We start from the raw sequence: 20,057 nt of genomic DNA on the forward strand, positions 1-20,057 counted from the left end.
GCTATTGCCCGCGCTTGAGGAAGACGTGGAAGCCCTCGTCGGCGTAGGCCGTGGGCGGCAGGTCGTCGAGCAGCATGGCGGCATCGACATCGGCCAGCTCTTCGATGCGCTTCTGCTCCTGCCAGTGGTAGATGCCCATCAGGCCGGCGGCCAGCGCCACCAGCGTCCAGATCAGGCCAAGGCGGCGCAGCCAGGCACCGGCACGGTGCAGCGGCGAGGCGTCGTCATCGTCGAACAGGGTGACCTGCGGTCCCGGCATGGCCAGTTGCGGTACCGGCACGGTGACCGCGGCCTTCTTGCGGGCGAGCGCCATCCGGCGCGCGGCGGCGAGCCGTTGAGTAATGTCGGCCGGCAGGTCGTCCGCGGCGGCGTCTAGTGCCGCCCGAACCTCATGGACAAACCGGCGTTCGCGGATTTCTCTCTCGTTTATGCTCATAGTCGGACCCCCCGTGCACGCAGGGCTTGCGCCAGCGTATGCGTGGCACGGGAACAGTGCGTCTTGACGCTGCCTTCGGAGCACCCCATTACGGCGGCGGTCTCGGCGACGTCCATATCTTCCCAGTAACGCATCAGGAACGCCTCGCGTTGACGCGTGGGCAGGCGCTGGATCTCCTGCTCGATGATGTGCATGACCTGCGCGCGCTCGACCTTGTCGGCGCTGCTTTCGGCCGATTCCGAGCCGGCCTGCGCCTCCAGCGTCTCCAGCAGGTCAGTGTCGTCGCCGCCGTCGCGGTCATCGCGCAGGCTGGAGAACAAGGACACCCAGGTGTTGCGCACCTTCTGGCGGCGGAACCAGTCGTGGATGGTGTTCTGCAGGATGCGCTGGAACAGCGGCGGCAGTTCGGCGGCACCCTTGTCGCCGTATTTCTCGGCCAGCTTGATCATGGCGTCCTGGACGATGTCCAGTGCCGCCTCGTCGTCGCGGACCGCGAACACGGCCTGCTTGAAGGCGCGCCGCTCGACGCTGGCAAGAAAATCGGACAGTTCCTGGTCGGTGGCCATTCAGGCGGAGTTGCGGCTTTGTTGCTGCGGGTCAATGGCCCGGTTTTGGTGAATGTGCTGCGTACGGCCCGTGGCACACGCAAGTGCTGCGATGCTAGCAAAAAAACGCCTTCATGTACCACTTTGTATTTCAGTAAAGACATTGAGGGGCGGGAAATAAGCTGTCGCCTCGGGGAAATCCCTCACCAGCCGGGCCTGACAACCGTGAGCCATGGTGTAGACCGCGCTGGTGCATTGCAGTATCATCGTCGGTTCACACGACATCAGTGGTTGTCTCATCCGGCCGCTTATGAGGCGGTCTTCCATGCAGACGCGCACCGCTTGAACCCGAGCCACAAGCCCGGCAGAGAGCATCCAAACAATTTTTTGCCGAAAATTGCAAAGGACTGAAATGAACATGCCCAGCGCGGAATTCTCCCACGCAGACAGCAATTCATCTGCCGCACCCGAAATGATCGGGGCGGAAATTCTCGTTCACGCACTTGCCGAAGAAGGCGTCGAGTACGTCTGGGGTTATCCCGGCGGCGCAGTGCTGTACATCTACGACGAACTCCACAAGCAAAAGAAGTTCGAGCACATCCTGGTGCGCCACGAGCAGGCCGCGGTCCATGCCGCAGACGGCTATGCGCGGGCAACCGGCAAGGTGGGCGTAGCGCTGGTGACCTCCGGTCCCGGCGTGACCAATGCCGTTACCGGCATTGCCACTGCGTACCTCGACTCGATCCCGATGGTGGTGATCACCGGCAACGTGCCGACCCACGCCATTGGCCAGGACGCCTTCCAGGAGTGCGACACGGTCGGCATCACCCGCCCGATCGTCAAGCACAACTTCCTGGTGAAGGACGTGCGCGATCTCGCCTCGACCATCAAGAAGGCGTTCTTCATTGCCTCGACCGGCCGTCCCGGCCCGGTGGTGGTGGACATCCCCAAGGATGTCTCGCGCAATGCCTGCAAGTACGAGTACCCCAAGTCGATCGACATGCGCTCGTACAACCCGGTGAACAAGGGGCACTCGGGCCAGATCCGCAAGGCCGTGGCGCTGCTGCAGGGTGCCGAGCGTCCGTATATCTATACCGGCGGCGGCGTGGTGCTGGCCAATGCCAGCGACGAGCTGCGCCAGCTCGCGGCGATGACCGGCCACCCGGTGACCAACACGCTGATGGGCCTGGGCGCGTTCCCCGGCACCCATAAGCAGTTCCTCGGCATGCTCGGCATGCACGGGACGTATGAAGCCAACATGGCCATGCAGAACTGCGACGTGCTGATCGCCATCGGTGCCCGCTTCGACGACCGCGTGATCGGCAACCCGTCGCACTTCACCTCGCAGGCGCGCAAGATCATCCATATCGATATCGACCCGTCGTCGATCTCGAAGCGCGTCAAGGTCGACATCCCCATCGTCGGCAACGTCAAGGACGTGCTGCAGGAACTGATCGCCCAGCTCAAGGCCAGCGATATCAAGCCCAAGCGCGAGGCGCTCGCCAAATGGTGGGAGCAGATCGAGCAGTGGCGTTCGGTGGACTGCCTGAAGTACGACCGCACCTCCGAGATCATCAAGCCGCAGTACGTGGTGGAAAAGATCTGGGAACTGACCCACGGCGATGCGTTCATCTGCTCCGACGTTGGCCAGCACCAGATGTGGGCCGCGCAGTTCTACAAGTTCGACGAGCCGCGCCGCTGGATCAACTCCGGCGGCCTGGGCACGATGGGCGTGGGCCTGCCGTACGCGATGGGCATCAAGAAGGCGTTCCCGGAGAAGGAAGTCGTCACCATCACCGGTGAAGGCTCGATCCAGATGTGCATCCAGGAACTGTCGACCTGCCTCCAGTACGACACCCCGGTGAAGATCTGCTCGCTGAACAACGGCTACCTGGGCATGGTGCGCCAGTGGCAGGAGATCGAGTATGACAACCGCTACTCGCACTCCTACATGGACGCGCTGCCCGATTTCGTGAAGCTGGCCGAGGCCTACGGGCACGTCGGCATGCGCGTCGAGAAGACGGCCGACGTCGAGCCGGCGCTGCGCGAGGCGTTCCGCCTGAAGGACCGTACCGTGTTCCTGGACTTCCAGACCGATCCCACCGAAAACGTCTGGCCGATGGTCCAGGCGGGCAAGGGCATTTCTGAAATGCTGCTCGGCGCGGAGGACCTGTAATGCGACACATCATTTCGGTCCTGCTGGAAAACGAACCGGGGGCGCTGTCGCGCGTGGTGGGCCTGTTCTCGGCGCGCGGCTACAACATTGAGACGCTGACCGTGGCGCCGACCGAGGACTCCTCGCTGTCGCGCATGACCATCGTCACCACCGGCTCGGATGACGTGATCGAACAGATCACCAAGCACCTGAACCGCCTGGTGGAAGTGGTCAAGGTGGTCGACCTGACCGAAGGCGCGCACATCGAGCGCGAGCTGATGCTCGTCAAGGTGCGCGCGGTCGGCAAGGAGCGCGAGGAAATGAAGCGCACCGCCGACATCTTCCGCGGCCGCATCATCGATGTTACCGAGAAGACCTACACCATCGAGCTGACCGGCAACGGCGTCAAGCTCGATGCGTTCCTGGACGCGATCGACCGCACCGCCATCCTGGAGACCGTCCGTACCGGCGGCTCGGGCATCGGCCGCGGCGAGCGCATCCTGAAGGTCTGATCGCCAGCCGCCCGCACAGCCAGTCGCACAGGTTCAAGCAGTATCCCCGGGCGGCGCGATCCGGGCGCACACGATGCGCACGAGGATGCCGCCCACCTCATACAAAAGACAGAGATTGAAGGATTTATCATGAAAGTGTTTTACGACAAGGACGCCGACCTCTCCCTGATCAAGGGCAAGAACGTCACCATCATCGGCTATGGCTCGCAGGGCCATGCCCACGCGCTGAACCTGAAGGATTCGGGCGTCAACGTGACGGTCGGCCTGCGCAAGAGCGGCGCGTCGTGGAACAAGGCCGCCACCGCCGGCCTGCAGGTCAAGGAAGTGGCCGATGCCGTCAAGGGTGCCGACGTGGTCATGATCCTGCTGCCGGACGAGCAGATCGCCGACGTGTACAAGAACGAAGTGCACGACAACATCAAGGAAGGCGCCGCGCTGGCCTTCGCCCACGGCTTCAACGTGCACTACGGTGCCGTGATCCCGCGTGCCGACCTGGACGTGATCATGATCGCGCCGAAGGCCCCGGGCCACACCGTGCGCTCGACCTACTCGCAAGGCGGCGGCGTGCCGCACCTGATCGCCGTGCACCAGAACAAGTCCGGCGCCGCCCGTGACATCGCGCTGTCGTACGCCACCGCCAACGGCGGCGGCCGTGCCGGCATCATCGAGACCAACTTCCGCGAAGAAACCGAAACCGACCTGTTCGGCGAGCAGGCCGTGCTGTGCGGCGGTACCGTCGAGCTGATCAAGGCCGGCTTCGAGACGCTGGTGGAAGCCGGCTACGCGCCGGAAATGGCCTACTTCGAGTGCCTGCACGAACTGAAGCTAATCGTCGACCTGATCTACGAAGGCGGCATCGCCAACATGAACTACTCGATCTCCAACAACGCGGAATATGGTGAGTACGTCACCGGCCCGCGCGTGGTGACCGAAGAGACCAAGAAGGCGATGAAGCAGTGCCTGACCGACATCCAGACCGGCGAATATGCCAAGAGCTTCCTGCTGGAGAACAAGGCCGGCGCCCCGACCCTGATCTCGCGCCGTCGCCTGACCGCCGAGCACCAGATCGAAGAAGTGGGTGCCAAGCTGCGTGCGATGATGCCGTGGATTGCCAAGAACAAGCTGGTCGACCAGTCGAAGAACTAAGCTGACCTGACTGCCTGATGGTCCGCGCCGCACGGCGACGGGCCCGTTCAGCGTTCCGTGCCATGCCCTTCTATCATCAGAAGGGGAGGGTGCGGGGCCTGGACGGCTTTTTGTTATGCTTGTCAGACTTCGGGCAAGGCGTGCATCATGCTGCTCCGCGACAATGGGGCACCGATCCGGCGGCCGCTATCGCCGCCGCCGCGCCGTCTTGCCATAGCTTTGTATCCACCGAAACTCGTACTGCATGAACTATCCTCATCCGCTGATCGCCCGTGAAGGCTGGCCGTTCCTGGCCGGCGCCTTTGTCATCTCGCTGCTGGTGCACGCCAGCGCGGGCTTCTGGTGGGCGCTGCCGCTGTGGATCATCACGGTGTTCGTGCTGCAATTTTTCCGCGATCCGCCGCGCCCGATCCCTTCGCAGCCCAACGCGGTGCTGGCCCCGGCCGACGGCCGCATCGTCGTGGTCGAAAAGGCGCAGGATCCTTACGGCGGCCGTGAGGCGCTGAAGATCAGCGTCTTCATGAACGTCTTCAACGTGCACTCGAACCGCGTGTCGGTCGACGGCGCGGTGGAGAAGGTCGAATATTTCCCGGGCAAGTTCGTCAACGCGGACCTGGACAAGGCCTCGACCGAGAACGAGCGCAATGCCGTGCTGATCCGGCGCGCGGCCGACGGCCAGCTGGTGACGCTGGTGCAGGTGGCCGGCCTGGTGGCGCGCCGTATCCTGTGCTACACCAAGGTCGGCGACAACCTGTCGCGCGGCCAGCGCTATGGCTTTATCCGTTTTGGTTCGCGTGTGGACGTCTACCTGCCGCTCGATGCGCGTCCGCGCGTGACCATCGGCGAAAAGGTGTCTGCCTCGTCGACCATCCTCGCCGAACTCGACGTCAAGTGAGCGACGGCCATACAGGAGGACTGTGATGGTTGCCTTCCATCGACGTAACAAGCGGGTCAACAATGGCAACGTGACGCATCTGCGGCCGTTCCGCCATAACCAGCTGCGCGGCGCCGAAGACTATGACGACGATGCCGATGCCGCCGATGACCACGACGACGTCGTCTACGAGCGCCAGCGTCCGCGCCGGCGCGGCATCTACCTGCTGCCCAACGCGTTCACCACCGCAGCGCTGTTCGCGGGGTTCTTTGCCATCGTGCAGGCGATGAACATGCGCTTCGACGTGGCGGCCATCGCCATCTTCGCGGCCATGGTGCTCGATGGCATGGACGGGCGCGTGGCGCGCATCACCAATACGCAGAGTGCGTTTGGCGAGCAGTATGACTCGCTGTCGGATATGACCTCGTTCGGCGTGGCGCCGGCGTTGGTGATGTATGAATGGATCCTGCATGATCTGGGCAAGTGGGGCTGGATAGCAGCCTTTGTCTACTGCACCTGCGCAGCGCTGCGACTGGCGCGCTTCAACGCCAATATTGGCGTTGTCGACAAACGTTTCTTCCAGGGGCTGCCGAGTCCTGCGGCTGCAGCGCTTGTCGCCGGCTTCGTCTGGCTGGTAATCGACAACAAGCTGCCGGTCAAGGAGCTGTGGATGCCGTGGGTGGCGTTCGGCATCACGCTGTACGCCGGGCTGTCGATGGTGTCCAACGCGCCGTTCTACAGTGGCAAGGCGCTCGACGTACGCTACCGCGTGCCGTTCGGCATGATGGTGCTGGTCCTGGTGCTGTTCGTGGTGGTATCGACCGATCCGCCGGTCGCGTTGTTCGGACTCTTTGTGGCCTACGCGATCTCGGGCTACCTGCTGTGGGGCTGGCGTGCCCTGCACGGACAGCAGGGCGGCGTGAAGAAGATGCGCGACAACGGAAGCGATTCCTGATTGTTGCAGGCAGGGAAGGGCGCTACGGCGCCCTTCGTGCTTTCCGGGTCTTTGGGGGTTTTGGGGGATCACGGGGGATTCACAATTGTTTTCATGCCGCGGCCTGGACGGCGTGGCACTCTGCAGTGTTTTCCACTTACCGTCAGGAGGATGTCATGGGCATGTTCGACTTCATCAAGGAAGCAGGGGAAAAGCTGTTCGGCATCGGCGAGGCCAAGGCTGCGCAGGACGCCGCCAAGGCGGATGCGTCGGCCGAGAAGGTTGATGCCGCCAATCGTGCCGCGGGCGACGCGATCGAGGCGTACATCAAGAAGATGGGGCTCGATGCCACCGGGCTGATGGTGCAGGTCGACGGCTCGCAGGGGCTGGTTACCGTATTTGGCGTGGCGCCGGACCAGGCCACACGCGAGAAGATCATCCTGTGCGCGGGCAACGTCGAGGGCGTGGACAAGGTAGAGGACAAGATGTCGGTCAATGTCGAAGCGGCGGAGTCGCAGTGGCACACCGTGGTCAAGGGCGACACGCTGTGGGCGGTCGCGCAGGCGGCTTATGGCAACGGCGCCGACTACAACAAGATCTTCGAGGCCAACAAGCCGATGCTGAGCCACCCGGACAAGATCTACCCGGGCCAGAAGCTGCGCATCCCGCCCAAGGGCTGACCCCTGCAGACGCTGGCGGGGCGCGTGCGGCAAAACCCTGTGTTGCACGCGCTCGCCAAGTCAGCTATAGTCGCAACCATGATTTCGCGCCAAGTCCTAATCGCCCGCACCACCCTAGGTGGCCTACTAGGCCATCAGGTCGGGACGCGCGCACGCTAAGGACGGACTCACCCCTTAGCGCGAAATCCGCAAGGAATTTTCCAACGCCCCGGCCTGCTTCATGCACGCCGGGGCGTTTTGCATTCCACAGCCGTGGAGTGCGGAGCAGGCGGTAAAGCTCCGGTGGCGGCATGCCGGGGACAGCACACTATAAGCAATCAGGAGCTCCACAAATGTCTGACAAACTCATCATTTTCGACACCACGTTGCGTGACGGCGAGCAGTCGCCGGGCGCCTCCATGACCCGCGAGGAAAAGATCCGCATCGCGCGCCAGCTGGAACGCCTGAAGGTCGATGTGATCGAGGCCGGTTTCGCGGCGAGCTCCAACGGCGACTTTGAAGCGATCCGCTCGATCGCCCAGGTCGTCAAGGACTCCACCATCTGCTCGCTGGCGCGCGCCAACGACAAGGACATCGCCCGCGCCGCCGAGGCGCTCAAGCCCGCCAATTCGTTCCGCATCCACACCTTCATCGCCACATCCGCGTTGCACATGGAGAAGAAGCTGCGCATGACGCCGGACCAGGTGTACGAGCAGGCCCGCCTGGCGGTGCGCTTTGCGCGCCAGTTCACCGATGACATCGAGTTCTCGCCGGAAGACGGCAGCCGCTCGGACATGGACTTCCTGTGCCGCGTGCTGGAAGGCGTGATCGCCGAAGGCGCGACCACGATCAACCTGCCGGATACCGTGGGCTATGCCGTGCCCGAGGGCTATGCGGACCTGATCCGCTCGGTGCGGGAGCGCATCCCCAACTCGGACAAGGCGATCTGGTCGGTGCACTGCCATAACGACCTGGGCATGGCCGTCGCCAACTCGCTGGCCGCCGTGAAGCTGGCCGGCGCGCGCCAGATCGAATGCACCATCAACGGCCTGGGCGAACGCGCCGGCAACACCAGCCTGGAAGAGGTGGTGATGGCGGTGAAGACGCGCCGCGACTATTTCGACCTGGACGTCGGCGTGGACACCACGCAGATCGTGCCGGCTTCGAAGCTGGTGTCGCAGATCACGGGTTTCGTGGTGCAGCCGAACAAGGCCGTGGTGGGCGCCAACGCGTTCGCGCATGCCTCGGGCATCCACCAGGATGGCGTGCTCAAGGCGCGCGATACCTACGAGATCATGCGTGCGGAGGATGTGGGCTGGAGCGCCAACAAGATCGTGCTGGGCAAGCTGTCGGGCCGCAACGCCTTCAAGCAGCGCCTGCAGGAACTGGGCGTCGAGCTCGAGAGCGAGAGCGAAGTCAACGCCGCATTCACCCGCTTCAAGGAACTGGCCGACCAGAAGGCCGAGATCTTCGACGAAGACATCATGGCCATTGTCTCGAACGAGGCCCAGCACGATGCCAACGAGCACTTCCGCTTCATCTCGCTGGCTCAGCACTCCGAGACCGGTGAGCGCCCGCATGCGCGCGTGGTGTTCAGCATGGACGGCCAGGAGCAGAGCGGCGAAGGCGAGGGCAATGGCCCGGTCGACGCTACGCTGCATGCGATCGAGTCGCGCGTGGCCAGCGGTGCCGAGATGGTGCTCTATTCGGTGAACGCCATCACCGGCGGCACCGAGGCACAGGGCGAAGTGACCGTGCGCCTGTCCAAGGCCGGCCGCATCGTCAATGGCGTGGGCACCGACCCGGATATCGTCGCCGCCTCGGCCAAGGCTTATCTGGCCGCGCTGAACAAGCTGCACGACAAGGCCGTGCAGAAGATCAACCCGCAGATCTGACCCGACACCTGCGTTAGACGGCGGAAGGCTGACCCGGCCTGAGCGTCCGGACCAAGCCCGTCATTTCCGATCCGGGGATGGCGGGCTTTTTCATGTGCGCCTACCAGCGGCGGAACCTTTCATCCGGTTCGTAGAGCGGGTCGGGCGTGATCTGCGTCCGGCGCAGCACGCCGGCATCGTCGAAATAGAAATGGAACAGCGACGGCCACACGTCTTCATGGCGGAAGCGGTAGGACCAGACCTCGTTGCGCATCCGCGGGTAGTAATCAATCGGCAGGCGCGTCATGCCGAAATGCTCGACCACGTCCCGCTTGGTCCAGGTGTTGACCTGCGCCTTGTATAGCTCGGGGGTCGACAGCATGTTGCGGAAGCTGGTCAGGTTGCCATTACGGTCGAAGTCGGCGCCGTAGGCCTGCTGGCCCATCGGCTGATGTGAATAAATCCAGCGCGACGTGCCGTCGCGCAGCGGGAATGCGTCGGTGGGAGGTCCGAACATCGCCTGGACCGCGGCCTGGGGTTGCCCGATCAGCTTCTGGCCTTCCTGCACCGGCATCAGGGTGGCGCAGGCGGACAGCAGCACGGCGCCCAGCCACAGCGCGAGCCGGCGCGCGCCGCCGGCGATATCAGAACTCATGGCAAACCTCGGTTGATGCAGGGTGTGATACCGGAAGTGTAGTGCCGGGCCCCGGCTTGTGTGCATGAAGCGCTGCTTTCTGGCAGTTCTTCGTGCAATGTCGCGGCTTCGTCGGGGAAATTGTGCCCGCCCGAACGTCCATGGGACATTTGCCTGGAGCATGGCTGCTGCCGTACCATCCAGCGCTTTCCGGGAGAGAACATGAAGGTTGCGGCGTGGTGGCGGGGATGGCTGGGCGGATTGTTGCTGGCGGCGGCGGCGGGCGCGTCGGCGCAGGAGCCGATCCGGCTGGGCATGATCGACGGGCTTTCCGGTCCGTTCGCCAACGCCGGCGAGGCGGTGGCGCGCAACCTGCGCCTGGCCATCGAGCGCATCAATGCGCGCGGCGGCGTCAAGACCGCCGAGGGCGCGCGGCAACTGGAACTCGTTACCTTCGACAGCAAGGGCAATGTGGACGAAAGCCTGATCCAGTTGCGAGCGCTCACTGACAAACGCGTTCCCTTCGTCTTGCAAGGCAACAGCTCGGCGGTGGCCGGCGCGCTCGTGTCGGCGATCAACCGCCACAACGCCCGCCAGCCTGATGCGCGCGTGCTGTTCCTGAACTACTCGGCGGTCGATCCCAGCCTGACCAACGAGAACTGCAGCTTCTGGCACTTCCGCTTCGACGCCAGCGCCGACATGCGCATGCAGGCCCTGACCGAGGTGATCCGGCAGGACCAGTCGGTGCGAAAGGTGTACCTGATCGCCCAGGACTACAGCTTCGGCCACCAGGTGTCGCGCTCGGCGCGCGAGATGCTGGCGGCACGCCGGCCGGATATCCAGGTAGTCGGCGACGAATTCCACCCGATCGGCAAGATCAAGGACTTTGCGCCCTATATCGCCAAGATCAAGGCGAGCGGGGCGGATGCGGTCATCACCGGCAACTGGGGCAATGACCTGACGCTGATGGTAAAAGCTGCGCGCGAGGGCGGGTTGCGGGTCAAGTTCTATACGTTCTATGGCAATGGCCTGGGCGCGCCGGCAGCGATGGGCGATGCCGGCGTCGGCCGCGTGCTGGCGGTGGCGGAGTGGCACCCGAACGTGGGCGGGGCGGCATCCGACGCCTTCTACCAGCAGTTCCGCGCGCGTTATCCGGAGCCCAAGGACGATTACGTCCACCTGCGCATGCAGATGATGGTGGAAATGCTGGCGCGCGCGATCGAGCAAGCCGGCTCCACCGACGCGGTCAAGGTGGCGCGCGCGCTCGAGAACATGCGCTTCGTCAACGACTTCCACGAGGCCACCGTGCGCGCCGACGACCACCAGGTGCTGCAACCGCTGTACGTCTCGGTGATGGAGCGGCAGGGTGGGACCGTGCGCTTCGACAACGAGGGCTCGGGCTACGGCTTCCGCACGGTGCGCAAGCTCAAGGCGGCGCAAACCACGCTGCCAACCACGTGCCGGATGGAGCGTCCCTGAGCGTTGTATTTGGAAGGGCCGGCGGCAGGTTCTCCTGCCATGGCTTTTCCGTTATAATGCACGGCTGTCGTCGCCGGGCCATCGGCTGGTTGGCGGCAGAGAATCCAAAAGCAAGTGACACGACGCATGCGGCGCATCCCGCGCTGTAGCGTTCGCAAGTGAAAGGAAATCATTATGGCAGTCGCCGATATCAACAAGTCCGAAGTCATCAAGCAGTTCGCCCGTGGCGCCAACGACACTGGCAGCCCCGAAGTGCAAGTGGCCCTGCTGACCACCCGCATCAACGAACTGACCCCGCACTTCAAGGCCAACATGAAGGATCACCACAGCCGCCGCGGTCTGCTGCGCATGGTGAGCCGCCGCCGCCGTCTGCTGGACTACCTCAAGTCCAACGACGCCGACCGCTACCGTGCCCTGATCGAAAAGCTGGGCCTGCGCAAGTAAGGTTGCGCCAGAGGTTGCGTCCGATGGCAGCGCGATTCCTGGGTTTGCACGGTTTCGCGTGAGGCCTCGATGCCTGCTTCAGCATTGCTGGGGCAGGCATTTTGCATTTCTGGCCGGGCGCTTCTGCACCGGCCGGGCATGCGGCAAGTTGAGGAAGTGATTTTCGCTTCACGCTTCCCGGCGAGAATTCCGATTCCCCGGGGCCCCGTTGCAGCAAGCCGCGCAACGGAGTAAGTTGTTCTTTTTGTGTTTTTCGGTATCCCGGACCGGACAAGGAAACAGGGCTTTGTGTCATTCCAGCACGGCATCGGCAACAGTGCCGCGCTGGAATGGCATAGCACTTCCCTGAGACTGCGACCGGCAACCGGCAGTTTGCCTGCGGCTGGGAACGCAGGCGTCGCATGCCCAGCCCGGGTCTCATGTATGGACCCGCGCGGCGTGCACGCAAGTCAAGGAATGCAAATGTCCATGTTCAACAAGGTCGTCAAGGAATTCCAGTGGGGCCAGCACACGGTCCGCATGGAAACCGGCGAAATCGCCCGCCAGGCCGGCGGTGCCGTGCTGGTCAATGTGGAAGACACCGTGGTGCTGGCGACCGTGGTCGCCGCCAAGAACCCGAAGCCGGGCCAGGACTTCTTCCCGCTGACCGTCGACTACATCGAGAAGACCTACGCGGCCGGCAAGATCCCCGGCGGCTTTTTCAAGCGTGAAGGCCGTCCGTCGGAAAACGAGACGCTGACCTCGCGCCTGATCGACCGTCCGCTGCGCCCGCTGTTCCCGGAGGGCTTCTACAACGAAGTGCAGGTCGTGGTGCACGTGATCTCGCTGAACCCGGAAGTGCCCGCCGACATCCCCGCGCTGATCGGCGCGTCGGCCGCGCTGGCCGTGTCGGGCATCCCGTTCAGCGGCCCGGTGGGCGCCGCGCGCGTGGGCTACAAGGACGGCCAGTACCTGCTGAACCCGACCCGCTCGCAGATCGCTACCTCGGACCTGGACCTGGTGGTCGCCGGTACCGAGCGCGCCGTGCTGATGGTGGAATCGGAAGCCAACCAGCTGTCTGAAGACGTGATGCTGGGCGCCGTGGTCTATGGCCATGAGCAGATGCAGATCGCGATCAACGCGATCCATGAATTGGTGCGCGAAGGTGGCAAGCCCGAGTGGGACTGGACCCCGGCCGCCAAGAACGAGCCGCTGATCGCCAAGGTCACCGAAGTCGCGCTGCCGCTGCTGCAGGAAGCCTACCAGCTGCGCCAGAAGTCGGCCCGCAGCCAGAAGCTGAAGGAAGTGAACGCCAACGTGGCGGCCGCACTGGAAGCCGCCGGCGTGGAAGCCGACAAGGTGGAAGTCGGCAATGTCATGTTCGACCTGGAAGCCAAGATCGTGCGCGGCCAGATCCTGGGCGGCGAGCCGCGTATCGACGGCCGCGACACCCGCACCGTGCGCCCGATCGAGATCCGTTCGTCGGTGCTGCCGCGCGCGCACGGCTCGGCGCTGTTCACCCGCGGCGAGACGCAGGCGCTGGTGGTGGCGACGCTCGGCACCAAGAGCGACGAGCAGATCATCGACGCGCTCGCCGGCGAGTACCGCGACCGCTTCATGCTCCACTACAACATGCCCCCGTTCGCCACCGGTGAAACCGGCCGCGTGGGCAGCCCGAAGCGTCGTGAAATCGGCCACGGCCGCCTGGCCAAGCGCGCACTGATCCCGGTGCTGCCGAAGGACGACGAGTTCGCCTACACCATTCGCCTGGTTTCGGAAATCACCGAATCCAATGGTTCCTCGTCGATGGCTTCGGTCTGCGGCGGCTGCCTGGCACTGATGGACGCCGGCGTTCCGGTCAAGGCGCACGTGGCCGGCGTTGCCATGGGCCTGATCCTGGAAGGCAACAAGTTTGCCGTGCTGACCGACATCCTGGGTGATGAAGATCACCTGGGCGATATGGACTTCAAGGTTGCGGGTACCGACAACGGCATCACCGCGCTGCAGATGGACATCAAGGTCCAGGGCATCACCAAGGAGATCATGCAGGTTGCGCTGGCACAGGCCCGTGAAGGCCGCCTGCACATCCTGCACAAGATGCAGGAAGCGATGGGCCACGCCCGCACCGAGCTGTCGGCACACGCCCCGCGCATGATCACCATGAAGATCCATCCGGACAAGATCCGCGAAGTGATCGGCAAGGGTGGCTCGACCATCCAGGCGCTGACCAAGGAAACCGGCACCACCATCGACATCCAGGAAGACGGCACCATCACGATCGCCTCGACGTCGACCGAAGGCATGGCCGAAGCCAAGCGCCGCATCGAAGGCATCACCGCCGAAGCCGAAGTGGGCAAGATCTACGCCGGCACCGTGCTGAAGCTGCTGGATTTCGGTGCCATCGTCAACATCCTGCCGGGCAAGGATGGCCTGCTGCACATCTCGGAAATCGTCAACGAGCGTGTGAAGGACATCAAGGACTGGCTGAAGGAAGGCCAGCAGGTCCGCGTCAAGCTGATCCAGGCCGACGAGAAGGGCCGCTTGCGCCTGTCGCTGAAGGCCGCACTGGCAGAAGAGGGTGGCAGCATCAGCCCGATCAATGCCGGCGAAAGCGCCGCGCCGGCAGCACCGGCCGGTGGCTCGGAGCAGCAGCAGTAAGCGGGACGGATTGTCCCAATGGCGCCGCCGCAAGGCGGTGCCGCAGAAAAACGGCTGGGCGATGCCCAGCCGTTTTTTTGTTTACACTGCCGGCAACCCAAACGAGCAACGGCTCACACCGATCCTGGCGCGGTGAGCGTTCAGCCCGGCCCGCGCCAGGACAAAGACAAGGAGCAGAGAAGCATGCAAGCCATCGAGATCCGCGAATACGGCGCCCCGGAAGTCCTCCAGCTGACCGAGCGTCCTGACCCGGTGCCCGCCGCGGGCGAGATCCTGATCCGCGTGGCCGCCGCCGGCGTGAACCGTCCGGACGTATTCCAGCGCACCGGCAACTACCCGGTGCCGCCGGGCGCATCGGACCTGCCCGGCCTGGAAGTGGCGGGCGTGGTGGTGGGCGGCGACCTGTCGCATGCGGACAACCGCTTCGGCCTGAAGGTCGGCGACCGCGTCTGCGCGCTGGTGCAGGGTGGCGGCTACGCGCAGCTGTGCACCGCGCCGGTGGCGCAGTGCCTGCCGGTGCCGCAAGGCCTGAGCGATATCGAGGCGGCGGCGCTGCCCGAGACCTTCTTCACCGTGTGGAGCAATGTGTTCGATCGCGGCTACCTGGGGCAGGGCCCGCGCGGCAAAGGTGAGACGCTGCTGATCCAGGGCGGGTCGAGCGGCATCGGCACGACCGCGATCCAGATCGCCAAGGCGCTGGGCTTCAAGGTGTTCGTCACCGCCGGCACCGATGAAAAGTGCAAGGCGTGCGAGGACCTCGGCGCCGACCGCGCGATCAATTACAAGACCCAGGACTTCGTCGCCGAAGTGGCGGCGCTGACCGAAGGCAAGGGCGTCGACGTGATCCTCGACATGGTCGCCGGCCCCTACCTGGCACGCGAACTGAAGTGCATCGCCGACGATGGCCGCATCGTCATCATCGCGCTGCTGGGCGGTGCCAAGGCCGAGATCCCGCTGGGCGACATCCTGCGCCGGCGCATCACCGTGACCGGCTCGACGCTGCGCCCGCGCCCGGCCTCGTTCAAGGGCAAGATCGCCGCGGCGCTGCACGAGCAGGTGTGGCCGCTGCTGGCCGCCGGCAAGATCAAGCCGGTGATCCACGAGGTGTTCCCGGCAGCGCAGGCCGCTGACGCGCACCGGCTGATGGAGTCGAGCGAGCACATTGGCAAGATCGTGCTGAACTGGTGAGGCCCGGCCGGCTTCCGTTGTGATGTGACGAATGCCGCCGCCCGCGGCCATCGGGCGGCGGTAGCGCCGCGCCCCTGCGACACGCTACAATAGCGGGTTTGATTTCGGAGGGGCACAAGTGAGACAGAAGCTCGTCATCGGCAATTGGAAGATGCATGGCAGCCTGGCTGCGAACGCGGCGCTGCTGGAGGGAGTCAAGGCTGGTGCCGGGCGTTCGACCGGCGCAAAGCTGGCGGTGTGCGCACCGTTCCCCTATCTTGCACAATGCCAGGCGCTGCTGAATGGCTCGCAAGTGGCTTGGGGTGCACAGGATGTATCGGCGGAGGCGCGTGGCGCCTTCACCGGCGAAGTGGCTGCGTCGATGATCGGCGAGTTCGGCTGCACTTACGTGCTGGCCGGCCACTCCGAGCGCCGCGCCTATCATGGCGAGACCGACCAGGTGGTGGCGGCCAAGGCGCTGCGCGCACTTGAGTTCGGCATCGTCCCGGTGATCTGCGTCGGTGAAACGCTGGCCGAGCGTGAAGCGGGCGAGACCGAGGCGGTGGTCGGACGCCAGCTGCAGGCGGTGCTGGAAGCGTTGTCGGTGGAGCAACTGAGCCGCGTGGTGCTGGCCTATGAGCCGGTCTGGGCGATCGGCACGGGCAAGACCGCGACCAGCGCGCAGGCGCAGGCGGTGCACGCCTTCCTGCGCGGCCGGGTGGCGGCGCGCGACGCCGGCGTGGCCGAACGCATGGCTATCTTGTATGGCGGCAGCGTCAAGCCGGACAATGCGGCCGAACTGTTTTCGATGGCCGACATCGACGGGGGCCTGATTGGTGGCGCCTCGCTGAAGTCGGAAGATTTTCTCGCGATCGGCAACGCCTGAATGCCGGCCGTACCGATCGTCCGATCAGGCAAGTAACGCTTATTTAAATCAAATGGCAATCTTCAAGACTTTGTTGGTGGTGTTGCAGGTGTTGTCTGCGCTGGGCGTGATTGGCCTGGTGCTGATCCAGCATGGCAAGGGCGCCGATGTCGGTGCGGCGTTCGGCTCGGGCGCCTCGGGCAGCCTGTTCGGTGCCACCGGCTCGGCAAACTTCCTGTCGCGCACCACCGCCGTGCTGGCCACGCTGTTCTTCGTCTGCACGCTGGCACTGACGCTGCTGGGCAACTACAAGCCGGCCGCTTCGCTGGGCGTGATGGGCGCGGCGCCGGCTTCGGCGCCCGCCACGGCAGGCGCTTCGGCACCGGCCGCGGCCCCGGCTGCGGCAGCTGCCGCATCGGCGCCCGCAGCCCCCGCTGTACCGAAATAATCCGTTAGCCTTGCGGCGGATTCCTGAGTTTTTTTGCAGTTGTGCGTTGAACAAAGCAAGAAATTTGGGTTAGAATGCAAGGCTTGAAACGATTCCCCAGCGATGGGTCTTAAGCGAAGGCGAAAGCCTCTGCAAAAGGCCTGAAGGGCCTGAAAACCCGGCGCCAGGCAATATTGTTTCTCCCCCAGCCGACGTGGTGAAATTGGTAGACACGCTATCTTGAGGGGGTAGTGGCGAAAGCTGTGCGAGTTCGAGTCTCGCCGTCGGCACCAAACAACTTGATCGGAGTCCCTGGCCGGGCAATGCACCCGAGCGTGGGGCTCCGGCAGTCCGCAAGGCGGCGCGCCATGAGGCTCATGGCTTAGCGCCTGGGGTGGGCAACAGGACGCCGCTTCAGCTGGTGCTGTTGACAACATTCCAGATAAGGCTGGCCGTACCTTGAATCTCGAAGCCTACTTCCCCGTTCTCATCTTCATCATCTTCAGTGTCGTGCTCGGCGTGGCACTGATGTCGATCGGTCGGATCCTCGGTCCGAACAAGCCCGATCCCGCGAAGCTGTCGCCGTACGAGTGCGGCTTCGAAGCGTTCGAGGATGCGCGCATGAAGTTCGACGTGCGCTACTACCTCATCGCCATCCTGTTTATCCTGTTCGATCTCGAAACCGCCTTCCTGTTTCCGTGGGGTGTTGCCCTGAGGGATATCGGCTGGCCGGGATTCATCGCCATGGGCGTGTTTCTGCTGGAATTCATCGTGGGCTTCGTCTACATCTGGAAAAAGGGCGCGCTCGATTGGGAGTGATGTGAAATGGCAATCGAAGGCGTTCTCAACGAAGGCTTCGTCACGACTACCGCTGACAAGCTGATCAATTGGACCCGCACCGGGTCGCTGTGGCCGATGACCTTTGGCCTGGCCTGCTGTGCCGTGGAAATGATGCATGCCGGCGCCGCGCGCTATGACCTGGACCGCTTTGGCGTGGTGTTTCGCCCGTCGCCGCGCCAGTCGGACGTGATGATCGTGGCCGGCACGCTGTGCAACAAGATGGCCCCCGCGCTGCGCAAGGTCTACGACCAGATGGCCGAACCGCGCTGGGTGATCTCGATGGGCTCGTGCGCCAACGGCGGCGGCTACTACCACTATTCGTACTCGGTGGTGCGCGGCTGCGACCGGATCGTGCCGGTGGATATCTACGTGCCGGGCTGCCCGCCGACGGCCGAAGCGCTGATCTACGGCGTGATCCAGCTGCAGAACAAGATCAAGCGTACCAACACCATCGCGCGCAAGGGCTGAAATGGCGAAGCTCGACACCCTGAAGGCCGCGCTCGAGAAGGCTCTCGGCAAGCGCGTGCAGAATCTGATCGAGGCGACCGGCGAACTGACGCTGATCGTCAAGGCCGACGACTACCTGGAAGTCGCCCGCATCCTGCGCGACGATCCGTCGCTGCGTTTCGAGCAGCTGATCGACCTGTGCGGCGTGGACTATTCCGAATACGGCGACGGCGCCTGGGATGGCCAGCGCTTTGCCGCCGTCTCGCACCTGCTGTCGGTGACCCACAACTGGCGCCTGCGCGTGCGCGTGTTCGCCCCGGATGACGGTTTCCCGGTGCTGGCCAGCGTGATCGACGTGTGGAACTCGGCGAACTGGTTCGAGCGCGAAGCCTTCGATTTCTACGGCATCGTGTTTGACGGCCACCCGGACCTGCGCCGCATCCTGACCGACTACGGTTTCGTCGGCCATCCGTTCCGCAAGGATTTCCCGGTCTCCGGCTACGTCGAGATGCGCTACGACCCGGAGCAGAAGCGGGTTATCTACCAGCCGGTCACGATTGAGCCGCGCGAGATTACGCCACGCGTGATCCGCGAGGACAAGTACGGCGGTTTGGAGCACTGAGATCGCGCCATGGCAGACATCAAGAATTACACCCTGAACTTCGGCCCTCAGCACCCGGCCGCGCACGGCGTGCTGCGCCTGGTGCTGGAACTGGACGGCGAAGTCATCCAGCGCGCCGACCCGCATATCGGCCTGCTGCACCGTGCCACCGAAAAGCTGGCTGAGCAGAAGACCTGGATCCAGAGCGTGCCCTACATGGACCGCCTCGACTACGTGTCGATGATGGTCAACGAGCACGCCTACGTGATGGCGATCGAGCGCCTGCTGGACATCGAAGTGCCGATCCGCGCGCAGTACATCCGCGTGATGTTCGACGAGATCACCCGCCTGCTGAACCACCTGATGTGGATCGGCGCACACGCGCTGGACGTGGGCGCGATGGCGGTGTTCCTGTACGCCTTCCGCGAGCGTGAGGACATGTTCGACATGTACGAGGCGGTCTCGGGTGCGCGCATGCACGCGGCCTACTATCGTCCGGGCGGCGTCTACCGCGACCTGCCTGACACGATGCCGCAATATCGTGCCTCCAAAGTCCACAACGAGCGTGCCATCAAGGCCATGAACGAAGCGCGTTCGGGCTCGCTGCTGGACTTCATAGAGGACTTCACCAACCGGTTCCCGAAGCACGTCGACGAATACGAGACGCTGCTGACCGACAACCGGATCTGGAAGCAGCGCCTGGTGGACATCGGCGTGGTCAGTCCGGAACGTGCACTGCAGATGGGCTTTACCGGCCCGATGCTGCGCGGCTCGGGCATCGAGTGGGACCTGCGCAGGAAGCAACCGTACGAGGTGTACGACAAGCTGGACTTCGACATCCCGGTGGGCGTGGGTGGTGACTGCTACGCGCGCTACCTGGTGCGCGTGGAAGAGATGCGCCAGTCCAACCACATCATCAAGCAGTGCGTGGAATGGCTGCGCCGCAACCCGGGCCCGGTGATTACCGATAACCACAAGGTAGCACCGCCCTCGCGCGTGGACATGAAGTCCAACATGGAAGAGCTGATCCACCACTTCAAGCTGTTCACCGAAGGCCTCCACGTGCCCGAAGGCGAAGCGTACGCGGCGGTGGAGCACCCGAAGGGCGAGTTCGGCATCTACGCGATCTCGGATGGCGCGAACAAGCCGTACCGCCTGAAGATCCGTGCACCTGGCTTCCCCCACCTGGCCGCGCTGGACGAAATGGCCAAGGGACACATGATTGCTGACGCGGTAACGATCATCGGCACGCAAGACATCGTCTTCGGCGAGATCGACCGTTAATCACGGACCGCCGGCCCGGACGACGATCCGGGCGCTTTCCGCGGCGCTCCCCTGAGTGGAGCGGCCCGGAAGACCCGCGGCGGACCGGCAAGGCCTA

The 20,057-nt window shown here is 64.2% G+C and carries 20 protein-coding genes and 1 tRNA gene; 18 read left to right on the plus strand and 3 right to left on the minus strand.

Translation table 11 applies throughout. The annotated features are described in order from the left end of the window. Nucleotide 1 precedes the first annotated feature (1 nt). Nucleotides 2–436, minus strand: coding sequence for a DUF3619 family protein (locus AC10V3_RS04830; protein ID WP_022534045.1), 435 nt, complete (start codon nt 434–436; stop codon nt 2–4). Beyond that, nucleotides 433–1,002 (minus strand): RNA polymerase sigma factor, encoded by a 570-nt coding sequence (locus AC10V3_RS04835; RefSeq protein WP_022534046.1) that lies wholly within the window; start codon nt 1,000–1,002, stop codon nt 433–435. The genes AC10V3_RS04830 and AC10V3_RS04835 overlap by 4 nt, the downstream gene beginning before the upstream one ends. 391 nt (nt 1,003–1,393) lie before the next feature. Between AC10V3_RS04835 and AC10V3_RS04840 the strand changes: the two genes are divergently transcribed. From AC10V3_RS04840 to AC10V3_RS04870, 7 genes are all read left to right on the plus strand, one after another. After that, nucleotides 1,394–3,157, plus strand: coding sequence for an acetolactate synthase 3 catalytic subunit (locus AC10V3_RS04840; RefSeq protein WP_022534047.1), 1,764 nt, complete (start codon nt 1,394–1,396; stop codon nt 3,155–3,157). After that, entirely contained in the window at nt 3,157–3,648 is a 492-nt protein-coding gene (ilvN, locus tag AC10V3_RS04845) for an acetolactate synthase small subunit (RefSeq protein WP_022534048.1), read from the plus strand. The genes AC10V3_RS04840 and ilvN overlap by 1 nt, the downstream gene beginning before the upstream one ends. A gap of 129 nt (nt 3,649–3,777) precedes the next feature. Beyond that, complete coding sequence (gene ilvC, locus AC10V3_RS04850; protein WP_022534049.1) at nt 3,778–4,794, plus strand: ketol-acid reductoisomerase; 1,017 nt, start codon at nt 3,778–3,780, stop codon at nt 4,792–4,794. Nucleotides 4,795–5,038: 244 nt separating this feature from the next. Next, nucleotides 5,039–5,689, plus strand: coding sequence for a phosphatidylserine decarboxylase (locus AC10V3_RS04855; protein ID WP_022534050.1), 651 nt, complete (start codon nt 5,039–5,041; stop codon nt 5,687–5,689). A gap of 25 nt (nt 5,690–5,714) precedes the next feature. Continuing rightward, on the plus strand, nt 5,715–6,623 hold the full coding sequence (pssA, locus tag AC10V3_RS04860) for a CDP-diacylglycerol--serine O-phosphatidyltransferase (RefSeq protein ID WP_022534051.1): 909 nt from the start codon (nt 5,715–5,717) through the stop codon (nt 6,621–6,623). Between the two features lie 155 nt (nt 6,624–6,778). After that, complete coding sequence (gene lysM / locus AC10V3_RS04865) at nt 6,779–7,282, plus strand: peptidoglycan-binding protein LysM (RefSeq protein WP_022534052.1); 504 nt, start codon at nt 6,779–6,781, stop codon at nt 7,280–7,282. Nucleotides 7,283–7,614: 332 nt separating this feature from the next. Next, nucleotides 7,615–9,156: a 2-isopropylmalate synthase gene (locus AC10V3_RS04870; RefSeq protein ID WP_022534053.1), complete on the plus strand. Its 1,542-nt coding sequence runs from the start codon at nt 7,615–7,617 to the stop codon at nt 9,154–9,156. Between the two features lie 100 nt (nt 9,157–9,256). Here the strand turns inward: AC10V3_RS04870 and AC10V3_RS04875 are convergent, their stop codons facing one another. Then, a complete protein-coding gene (locus AC10V3_RS04875; protein ID WP_022534054.1) occupies nt 9,257–9,790 on the minus strand; it encodes a membrane protein in 534 nt (177 codons plus the stop codon). 201 nt (nt 9,791–9,991) lie between these two features. Here AC10V3_RS04875 and AC10V3_RS04880 point away from each other — a divergent pair, with 201 nt between their 5' ends. The 11 genes from AC10V3_RS04880 to AC10V3_RS04930 all read left to right on the plus strand — a co-directional run bounded on the left by AC10V3_RS04880 (nt 9,992) and on the right by AC10V3_RS04930 (nt 19,960). Then, entirely contained in the window at nt 9,992–11,248 is a 1,257-nt protein-coding gene (locus tag AC10V3_RS04880) for a branched-chain amino acid ABC transporter substrate-binding protein (RefSeq protein ID WP_490923193.1), read from the plus strand. 174 nt (nt 11,249–11,422) lie between these two features. Beyond that, on the plus strand, nt 11,423–11,692 hold the full coding sequence (gene rpsO / locus AC10V3_RS04885; RefSeq protein WP_010809136.1) for a 30S ribosomal protein S15: 270 nt from the start codon (nt 11,423–11,425) through the stop codon (nt 11,690–11,692). A gap of 462 nt (nt 11,693–12,154) precedes the next feature. Further along, entirely contained in the window at nt 12,155–14,329 is a 2,175-nt protein-coding gene (gene pnp, locus AC10V3_RS04890) for a polyribonucleotide nucleotidyltransferase (RefSeq protein ID WP_022534056.1), read from the plus strand. A 183-nt stretch (nt 14,330–14,512) separates the two neighbouring features. Further along, the gene (locus tag AC10V3_RS04895; RefSeq protein WP_022534057.1) at nt 14,513–15,517 is read left to right on the plus strand and encodes an NAD(P)H-quinone oxidoreductase; all 1,005 of its coding nucleotides are present in this window, start codon (nt 14,513–14,515) and stop codon (nt 15,515–15,517) included. A gap of 118 nt (nt 15,518–15,635) precedes the next feature. Next, nucleotides 15,636–16,382, plus strand: coding sequence for a triose-phosphate isomerase (gene tpiA / locus AC10V3_RS04900; protein WP_490923195.1), 747 nt, complete (start codon nt 15,636–15,638; stop codon nt 16,380–16,382). A gap of 52 nt (nt 16,383–16,434) precedes the next feature. Continuing rightward, nucleotides 16,435–16,809, plus strand: a complete 375-nt coding sequence (secG, locus tag AC10V3_RS04905) for a preprotein translocase subunit SecG (RefSeq protein ID WP_022534059.1) — start codon at nt 16,435–16,437, stop codon at nt 16,807–16,809. A 187-nt stretch (nt 16,810–16,996) separates the two neighbouring features. Further along, nucleotides 16,997–17,081 (plus strand) — tRNA-Leu (locus AC10V3_RS04910). A gap of 166 nt (nt 17,082–17,247) precedes the next feature. Continuing rightward, nucleotides 17,248–17,607, plus strand: a complete 360-nt coding sequence (locus AC10V3_RS04915) for an NADH-quinone oxidoreductase subunit A (protein ID WP_022534060.1) — start codon at nt 17,248–17,250, stop codon at nt 17,605–17,607. A gap of 6 nt (nt 17,608–17,613) precedes the next feature. Beyond that, nucleotides 17,614–18,096 (plus strand): NuoB/complex I 20 kDa subunit family protein, encoded by a 483-nt coding sequence (locus AC10V3_RS04920; RefSeq protein WP_011297145.1) that lies wholly within the window; start codon nt 17,614–17,616, stop codon nt 18,094–18,096. A gap of 1 nt (nt 18,097) precedes the next feature. Beyond that, nucleotides 18,098–18,697, plus strand: a complete 600-nt coding sequence (locus AC10V3_RS04925) for an NADH-quinone oxidoreductase subunit C (protein WP_022534061.1) — start codon at nt 18,098–18,100, stop codon at nt 18,695–18,697. Between the two features lie 9 nt (nt 18,698–18,706). Beyond that, on the plus strand, nt 18,707–19,960 hold the full coding sequence (locus tag AC10V3_RS04930; RefSeq protein ID WP_022534062.1) for an NADH-quinone oxidoreductase subunit D: 1,254 nt from the start codon (nt 18,707–18,709) through the stop codon (nt 19,958–19,960). Nucleotides 19,961–20,057 lie beyond the last annotated feature (97 nt).

It is taken from the genome of Cupriavidus sp. PB-02, assembly GCF_058252315.1.